Source organism: Streptomyces sp. NPDC001480, assembly GCF_042894725.1.
Lineage (GTDB): Bacteria > Actinomycetota > Actinomycetes > Streptomycetales > Streptomycetaceae > Streptomyces.
On record NZ_JBIAVX010000043.1, the window covers coordinates 22,246 to 30,403 of the forward strand.

General features: G+C 74.5%; 5 protein-coding genes. 3 read left to right on the forward strand and 2 right to left on the reverse strand.

Annotated elements, in window-relative coordinates; translation table 11 throughout:
- Window positions 1-40 precede the first annotated feature (40 nt).
- Together ACFY01_RS45425 and ACFY01_RS45430 are read left to right on the forward strand one after the other, a co-directional pair.
- Entirely contained in the window at window positions 41-2,680 is a 2,640-nt protein-coding gene (locus tag ACFY01_RS45425; RefSeq protein WP_390741662.1) for a BTAD domain-containing putative transcriptional regulator, read from the forward strand.
- A 297-nt stretch (window positions 2,681-2,977) separates the two neighbouring features.
- Window positions 2,978-3,688, forward strand: coding sequence for a LuxR C-terminal-related transcriptional regulator (locus ACFY01_RS45430; RefSeq protein ID WP_390741663.1), 711 nt, complete (start codon window positions 2,978-2,980; stop codon window positions 3,686-3,688).
- Here ACFY01_RS45430 and ACFY01_RS45435 read toward each other — a convergent pair.
- Both ACFY01_RS45435 and ACFY01_RS45440 read right to left on the reverse strand, forming a co-directional pair.
- Window positions 3,681-3,893 (reverse strand): acyl-CoA carboxylase epsilon subunit, encoded by a 213-nt coding sequence (locus ACFY01_RS45435; RefSeq protein ID WP_390741664.1) that lies wholly within the window; start codon window positions 3,891-3,893, stop codon window positions 3,681-3,683. The genes ACFY01_RS45430 and ACFY01_RS45435 overlap by 8 nt on opposite strands.
- Before the next feature lie 82 nt (window positions 3,894-3,975).
- Entirely contained in the window at window positions 3,976-6,678 is a 2,703-nt protein-coding gene (locus tag ACFY01_RS45440) for an AAA family ATPase (protein ID WP_390741665.1), read from the reverse strand.
- Window positions 6,679-6,877: 199 nt separating this feature from the next.
- On the opposite strand from ACFY01_RS45440, the gene ACFY01_RS45445 reads away from it, so the two are divergent.
- A complete protein-coding gene (locus ACFY01_RS45445) occupies window positions 6,878-8,044 on the forward strand; it encodes a methylmalonyl-CoA mutase family protein (protein WP_390741666.1) in 1,167 nt (388 codons plus the stop codon).
- Window positions 8,045-8,158: the final 114 nt, after the last annotated feature.

The following is an 8,158-nucleotide window of genomic DNA, read 5'->3' on the forward strand; positions in this document are numbered from 1 at the left end:
GTCCGTCCCGCCGGCGGCGTGACGGAGAAGAAGGTGGAACATGCGTTTTCGGATTCTCGGTCCCCTGGAGTTCACCTCGCCCACAGCGGCCGAACCGGTCAGACCCCGGGCGGCCAAGGTCCGCGCCGTGCTCGCGACCCTCCTGGTCCGGGCCAACGAGATCGTCTCGGTGGAGAGTCTCATCGACGAGCTGTGGGGCGAGAAGCCGCCGCGCACCGCGACGACCACCCTCCAGGTCTACATCTCCCAGCTGCGCAAACTGCTGCACACCGCCGACCCCGAGTACGGCCGGGACGCACTGGTCACCCGCCCGCCCGGATACGTGCTGTACCTGGACCCGGCGCAGCTCGACCTGACGGTGTTCGAGGAACTGCACCACAAGGGCCAGGCGGCGCTGTCGCGCGGCGATCACGCCGCCGCGGCGGACCTGCAACACCGTGCGCTCCAGCTATGGCGGGCCCCGCTGGCCTGCGACACCCCGCACGGCGTGCTGCTCGCCCGGACCGCGGTACGGCTGGGCGAGGTCCGCGCCGCCGCCCTGGCACAGCGCATGCGCGCCGAACTCGAGCTCGGCCACCACCAGCGGCTGATCGGTGAACTCCACGCCGCGGTGGCCGAGATGCCGCTGCGCGAGGAGTTCCACACGCTGCTGATGACGGCTCTGTACCGGTCCGGCCGTCAGGTGGACGCGTTACGGGTGTTCGCGCAGCTGCGCCAGGACCTCGTCACGGAACTCGCCATCGAACCGGGCAGGCAGCTGCAACAGCTCCACCAGCGGATCCTGTCCGGCGACCCTGAGCTGCTGCACCCCTCGTCCACCCCGCCGGCACCGCCCGAGACGGCACCCGACGACCAGCCCGCGCGGTCGGCACCGGATCCGGTCCCCTCCGTAGCGGTCCGCTCCGCACCGGCCCAGCTGCCCGGCGAGGCACTCGACCGGCTGCCCCCGCGCGACCCGGTGTTCGTCGGTCGCGCCGAGGAACTGGACCGGCTCGGCTCCCTGGTGCGCGACGTCCCGGCCGGCGGCTGTACCGCCATCGCCGGAGCGGCCGGCACGGGCAAGACCGCGCTCGCCGTCGCGGCCGGCCACGAGCTGGGCGGCCTGTTCCCGGACGGCCGGATCTTCCTCGAACTGGACGGTTCCCGGCAGGCGACGGCGACGGACGCGCTGAGCCGTCTGCTGCGCCGGTTCGGGGTGGAGGGGCCGCTGCCGGACGGGCGGGACGAACTGCGCCGCCTGCTGCACCGGCTGACCGACGGCCGGCGGGTCCTGCTGATCCTGGACGGGGCCCGATCGCCGGACGAGGTACGGGCGTTGCTGCCGGACACTCCGGGCAGCACGGCGCTGATCACCTGCCGGCGCGTGCCGGAGGGGCTGACCGACCGGGTGCTGGAACTGGACGTGCTCCCCCAGAACGAGGCCCGGCGGCTGTTCACCGCGGCGGCGGGCCGCCTGGTCCCGCAGCACGGCGCCGAGGGGCCGGTGCGCGAGATCGCCGCGCTGTGCGAGGGGCTGCCGCTGGCCCTGCGCGCCGCGGCGGCACGGTTGGCCTCCCGGCCGGGCTGGGGCCTGGAGATGCTGGCCGCCCGGCTGCGGGACGAGCAGCGGCGGCTGGCCGAGCTCAGCGCCGCGGCGCCCGGCTTCCACGACCGGTTGCGCTCCTGCTACGAGCAGACGGAGCCCGCCCTGCGGCACGCCTTCCGCCTGCTGGGACTCCTCCCCGAGGGCCCCTTCGACCCGCCTACGGCAGCCGCCGTCCTCGATGAGGACATGACCAGGACGGGTGAACTGCTCGACGGGCTGGTCGAGGCGCGGCTGCTGCGCCGGGTGGCGGGCGGCCCGGAACACGGCACGCACCACCGGCTGCACCCGCTGTGGCGGCTGCTGGCCCTGGAGTGCCTGGCCGACGAGAGCCCGGCCGATCAGGCACGGGCTGCCACCGACAGACTGGCGGCCGAGTTCACCGCCCAGCTCCGTGCGGCCCACGGCCGGACGGAGAGCCGCGGGGTGCATTCGCTGGAGTGGTTCGGGCGGCGGCAGGACGGACTGGTGGACGTCGTACGGCGTTGCCACGCGGCCGGTCTGTGGTCGCGGACGATGGAGCTCACGGACGCCATGACCGGCTTTCTGGAGTCGCTGGCGGCGTGGGACGCATGGGACGCCTGTCACGGTCTGGCACTGGAGGCGGCACGCAAGCAGGAGGACCTCGCCGCCGAGGCCCGGCTGCTGCGCTCGCTGGGCGACCTGGCCTGGCAGCGGCGACGGCTCACGACGGCCGGCGAGTACTACGAGCGGGCGCTGCTGACGGCCGACGCGGCACCGCTGGCCGTCGAACGCGGGCGGGCCCTGGTCGGTCTGGCCGAACTGCAACTGGACTCGGGCGGACTGGAGGAGGCCGCCACACTGCTCTCCCCCGCGCTCGACGCGGTGGCCGACGACCCCCGTGGCCGTTACGAGGCCCACCGGGTGCTGGGCCTGCTGGCCCTGGAGAACGCCGGACCGGACGCGGCCGCGGTCCACTTCGCCGACTGCCTGGGCCTGGCGACGGCCCTGGGAGACGCGCGCCTGGAGTCGTACGCACGGCGCTGCCTCGACCGCGTACACGGAAGCGACCACCGCCCGGCGGGCTGGGCGGAGGTACGGCCCGGGGTGTGGCGCCTGGCGCCATGCGGGGACTGAGCGCGCGGTCACGGCGGCCGGGCACCGGCGAACGGCTGCCGTAGGGGTCCCCCATGCCCCGCACAAAAGCCCCGCAAGCGCCGGATGGTGCAGTCGAAACAGGACTTGTTCCGTCCACGAGGCAACGAGGAGGCTCATCGGCCACCGGCGATGGCTGTCGCTCCGGCGTCGTCAGCATCCCTTCGCCCGAACCGCCGAGCACGGTTCCCCGGCCTTCGCCCGGTGTTGTGCGAAAGCCGTCCGTGCAACGAGGCCCGCACCAGCCCGCACTTGGATACAGAAAGCCGGTACGTCGCAATGACCACTCGCATCACGGATGTCCTGCACCCCAACGACCGGACGACCATCTCTCACACCGCGGGCGGGCACCGGCACGGGCAAGCCGGCCGGCCGCTCGCCGCCGCCGGACGACGCACCTACACCGCCCACCTCGATCCCGACCGGCAGATCGTCGCGGCCGAGCCCGACTTCTCCCGCCAGTTCGGACGTACCTCGGCCGACACCTGCGGCCGCAGCCTCTACGAGCTGCTCCACCCCAGTTCCCCGTCGTACCTCGACCGGCACTTCACACGGCTGTCGGAGGGGCGCAGCAACCGCTTCGACGAGCGGATGGTCGGCCTCGGCGACTCGGGCCGGGTCTTCTCCGCCGGGCTCACCGGCATCGCCGTCCACGACACCAGCGGCGGCCTCGCCGGCATCGTCGTCCAGGTGCGCCCCGACCAGGAGAACCAGGCCACGGCCGTGGAGGAGCCGGTCGCGCACCCCCGCGAGCGGCTGCTGAGCAAGCTCGACGCACAGGTCCTGGAGGGGGTCGCCGCCGGAGCCTCCACCGTCCAGCTCGCCGCCCGCCTCTACCTCAGCCGGCAGGGCGTCGAGTACCACGTCGGCCTGATGCTCCGCAAACTCAAGGCCCCGAACCGCGCCGCCCTGGTCGCCCGCGCCCACTCCCTCGGCATGCTGACGGTGGGGCACTGGCCGCCTCGGGTGCCGCCGGAGTTCATCAAGTAGCGGAAGTCCGCCAGCTGTGGGGAGCCCGGTAGGCCTGCGGCCCGTTCCGCCAGCGCGGAGTCCCGGCCGGGGCCGTGCCCCTGCTGTTCGTCCGCCCGTGCGAGTACCGGGTGAGCAGGACTATCGCGAGCGCGGCCAGCTCCTCCTCGCTGGCCTGCCCTCGTTCGACACGCACGGCGAACCGTCCCCGGACCGCGTCACCCATGGCTTCTCCTCCCAGGTCCTGAGCCACTGTGGCGCATGCCGCTCGACACCCGCTCTCGCCCCGCTGAAGACGTGGTGACGGCTCAGACGCGTTCGTAGCTGTGCGTCCGCAGTTCCATGGGCAGGTCCTGGCGGCGGGAGATGCCGAGTTTGCGGTAGACGCAGGTGAGGTGGCGCTCGACCGTGCTGGCGCTGACGAAGAGCTTCGTGGCGATCTCCCGGTTGGTGTGGCCCTGCGCGGCGAGGGTCGCGACCCGTTCCTCCGGTGCGCTGAGGGGGACGATGTCCCCGTGGCCCGTGGCAGGCGCGGCACGCTCCGGTGCGGCGGCGGGTCGTATCGCCTCGCGCAGCGGCACCGCCCCGCAGTCGTCCGCCAGTTGCCAGGCGCGCCGGGTGATGGTCCCCGCTCGGGTTCCCTCGCCGCCCAGCCGCAGCGCGCTGCCCAGGTCGGCGAGACAGCGGGCGAGTTCGAGCCGGTCGCCGTAGTCGCGGAGTTCGTCGGCCGCGCGCATCAGCAGTGCGACGCGGCGTCGGGGTTCCGCAGTGGCCGCGCTGAGCCTGAGCGTGATTCCGCGCACCCGTGCTCCGGTCGCGGCCGGCAGTGCGAGCTGGTCCGCCACCAGGGTCTGAGCCTCGGCGGGCCGGCCGAGACGGAGCAGCGCCTGAGCGGCGTCGGTGCGCCAGGGCAGCAGTTCGGGCTGGTCGAGGGCCCAGCGCCCTGCGGTCCGGCCGACCTCCAGGAACTCCTCCAGAGCAGCCTGGGGGCGCCCGGTGGCCAGGAAGTGGCGGCCGCGGGCGCGCAGGAAGGCGAGGGCGTGCACGGTCGAGTACGACTCGCCGGGCAGGGTGGGGTGCAGGCAGGGGGCCGCCGCGGCGTACTCGCCCAGTTCGGTCAGTGCCTGGAGCAGCACAGCGAGCGGGGCGAGCAGGAACGGCCCGCCGCGCCCCGCGAGGTGGTCGAGCGCGGACGTCGCCTCCCGCCGGGCACCCGCGAGGTCGCCGAGCCGCAGCAGGGCTTCGGCGCGGGCCGTGGCGAAGAAGGCCTGCCAGCCGGGGGCGCCCGGGGCGGGAATCCGCTCGCCGAGCCGACGGCTCCAGGCGACGGCCCGGTGTGGTCGGTGGTGGACCAGGGTGTGCAGGGCGAGGCCCACGGACCCGAAGGTGGCCTGGGCCGGCGGGGTGTCCGCCAGCAGCCGTTCGGCAGCCGGTACGTCGTCCCCGGTGCTCGGCCGGAACCACAGCGCGGCGGCCCGGGTGACCGGTCCGGCGGGACGCTCGTGGGTGACCGGGTACTCGGGCCGGGCCTGTTGCGAGAGTCCGGTCGGTCGCACCTCCCGGCCGAAGACCTGGGCCGGGATCTCCGCGACGCGCGTCGGCGGTACGGACGGCACCCCGTCCGGGGCCGGGCGGGCGTTGTCCCAGGCTGCCAGGGTGAGGGCCTCGTCGGCCTCCTCCAGCCGGCCCTGTCCCGCCAGCAGCCGGGCCAGCCACCCCGCGTCGGCCGCGGCCAGCCGCCCGGCGCGCAGCGCGGCCTGCGGCTCGTCGAGCAGATGATGGGCCGCGGCGGGGTTCAACCGCCATGCCCGGTCGGCGAGTTCAAGAGTGATCCGCAGCCGTGTGGGCTCCTTGGGGCAGCTCGAGCGGGCCAGTTGGAGAAAGGCCTGTGCATCGTCGGGGTCGCCCGGCGAGAACGGCTCCTGCCGGGTGGCGTCCCGCAGGGCCTGGATCTCCCAGTCGTGCCCGGCTGCCCCGGCGGCCAGCAAGTGACGGGCCACGGCGAGCGGTTCGGCCAGGGCGTGGTGCAGGATGCGGGCGGCCTGCCGGTGCATCGACCGGCGCTGCGGCGAGGTGAGCGGGCCGAGCACGGCGGACTCGGCCGTGGGGTGGCGCAGCCTGGCACCGGCGATGAGTCCGGCGGCGTCGAGGGCGTTCCTGGCCCGGGCGGCGGTATCGGTGCCCAGTCGGGCGAGCCGGGCGGCACGCGGCAGGTCGGCCTGCGGGCCGAGCACGGCGAGGGCGAGGGCGAGCCGGCGGGCGGCGGGGCCACAGCGTCGCACACAGGTCGCGAAGGCCTCGGCGAACGGGCCGCCGGGTTCGGGTTCCGGCCACTCGGGCCGGCCGTCGGCGGCATCCTGCTGCTCGGCCAGCAGGGCCCGCACCAGCAGCGGGTTCCCGCCGCTGAGGCGGTGGAGCCGCTCGGTGGCGGCCGCGGGCACCGGCGTCCCCCAGAAGCGGGCCAGTTCGGCGGTGCTGCGGGCGTCGAGGCAGGTGAGCGGGACGCGGACGAAGCCTTGGTGGCGCAGCAGTTCCGTGTGCAGCTCGGAGTCGTCCGTACGGTGGTGCGGTGACCGGGCGAGCACCGTCAGCAGGCGTGCCCCGCGCAGGGCGTGGACGAGGTGCATCAGTTCGGCGAGTGACGCGTGGTCGGCGTACTGGAGGTCGTCGACGCACAGGGCGACCGGGCCGTCCTCGCAGGCCGCGCGGAGCAGGTCGGCGAAGCCCGTGCCGGTGAGATCCGGCCCCGGTACCGACGGGGACGGGTCCCCGGCGCGGCAGGCGGCGAGCCGGCGCAGCAGAGCGTGGTCCTCATGTCGGGTGGCCGGGTCGGCGGCGGCGTGCAGGACGGTGAGCCCGCGGGCGCCGGCGGTGTCCGCGGCGTATTGCAGGAACCGGGTCTTGCCGCAGCCTGGTGCCCCTTCCACCAGCACCAGTTGGGCCGTGCCGCCGGTGCAGGTGCGCAGGGCCTTGTCCAGCCGTGCGCGTTCGTCGTCTCGGTGCAAGAGCACGATGGGGCCGCCCTCCCGGTCGGATTCCCTCCTCGTCCCGGCAGTCTAGGAATGCATATGCCGGGCGCGACGAGCCGGAGCGGTGGCCAGTGGCTGCACGACAGGAAGTGCCCTCAGCCGGGGCTTTAGCGTTCCGCCGTACGGTGGCGGCCCACGGCGCCCCGTGTCGGGCCGGCCGTGAGGGAGGGAAGAGGTCCCGATGATCACCGATTTCCCCTGGAGTGTGCACCGGTACACCGGTCCCGGCACGGCCACCGAGGCGAACGCCCGTTACCGGGGCCTGGTCGCCGGCGGCACGACCGCGCTGTCCGTCGCCTTCGACCTGCCCACGCAGCTGGGCCATGACTCCGACGCCCCGATCGCAGCCGGCGAGGTCGGCAGGGCCGGGGTGGCGGTCGACTCGCTGGACGACATGCGGGTGCTGTTCGCGGGGATCCCTCTGGAGGGGGTGTCGACGTCACTGGCGGCCAACGCGCCGGCGGCCGTGCTCCTGCTGCTGTACCAGCTGGTCGCCGAGGAACAGGGCGTGCGCGCCGACCGGTTGACCGGCACGGTGCACAACGACGTACTGACCGAGTACCTCGCCCCGGGCCGGTGCCTCTTCCCGCCCGAGGCGTCGCTGCGGCTGACGGCGGACCTCTTCGCGTACTGCCGCGCTCACCTGCCCGAGTGGAACATGCTCTCGGTCTCGGGGGTACCTCTCGCTCAGGCGGGTGCCTCGCCGGCGCAGGAGGTCGCCTTCACCTTGGCCGCCGGCATCGAGTACCTGCGCACGGCGCTCGCTCTCGGGATGGACCCGGACGACTTCACGGCCCGGCTGTCCTTCGTGTACGGCGCGCGGACCTCGTTCCTGGAGGAGGCCGCCACCGTACGTGCGGCCTGCCGCATCTGGTCCCGGGTGCTCAGGGAGCGGTACGGCGTACGGTACCCGGCCCGCCCGGATCCGCTCGCCGGCGGCCGGGACGTCGCGGCGGCGGCCGACGAGGTGGAGGCCGGGGCGCTGGAGCTGATGGGGCGGGTGGAGGAGCTGGGTGGTGCGCTCGCGGCCGTCGTACGGGGCTTCCAGAGGGATGAGATCGCCCGCAACGCCCACCGCGCCCTTCCCGACGGGGGCGGGCCGCAGCCCCGGCTCCGCCCCGATCCCGCCACGGGGCGGCGCCAGGCGGAACGCCTGGCCAAACTGCGCGCCTGGCGGTGCGCCGATCGTGTCCACGACGCGCTGACCGCCCTGCGCACCGCGGCCGGGGGCCGCGACAACGTCCTGTACCCGATGAAGCGCGCGCTGGCCTGCGGAGCCACGCTCGGCGAGGTCTGCGACACCCTGCGCCAGGTGTGGGGGACGTACGGCCCCGCCGCCACCCCGTAGTGGGTGCCGGCACGGCTCAGACGACGGTCCAGGTGTCGCCGCCGGCCAGCAGGGCGGCCAGGTCGCCCTTGCCCCGCTGCTCGACCGCGTGGTCCAGCTGGTCGGCCATCTGGT

What these genes read in the sequence shown, in the direction of transcription:
- ACFY01_RS45425 (WP_390741662.1), top strand. Translation starts at nt 41, where the DNA reads ATGCGTTTTCGGATTCTCGGTCCCCTGGAGTTCACCTCGCCCACAGCG.
- ACFY01_RS45430 (WP_390741663.1), top strand. Translation starts at nt 2,978, where the DNA reads ATGACCACTCGCATCACGGATGTCCTGCACCCCAACGACCGGACGACC.
- ACFY01_RS45435 (WP_390741664.1), bottom strand. Translation starts at nt 3,893, where the DNA reads ATGGGTGACGCGGTCCGGGGACGGTTCGCCGTGCGTGTCGAACGAGGG.
- ACFY01_RS45445 (WP_390741666.1), top strand. Translation starts at nt 6,878, where the DNA reads ATGATCACCGATTTCCCCTGGAGTGTGCACCGGTACACCGGTCCCGGC.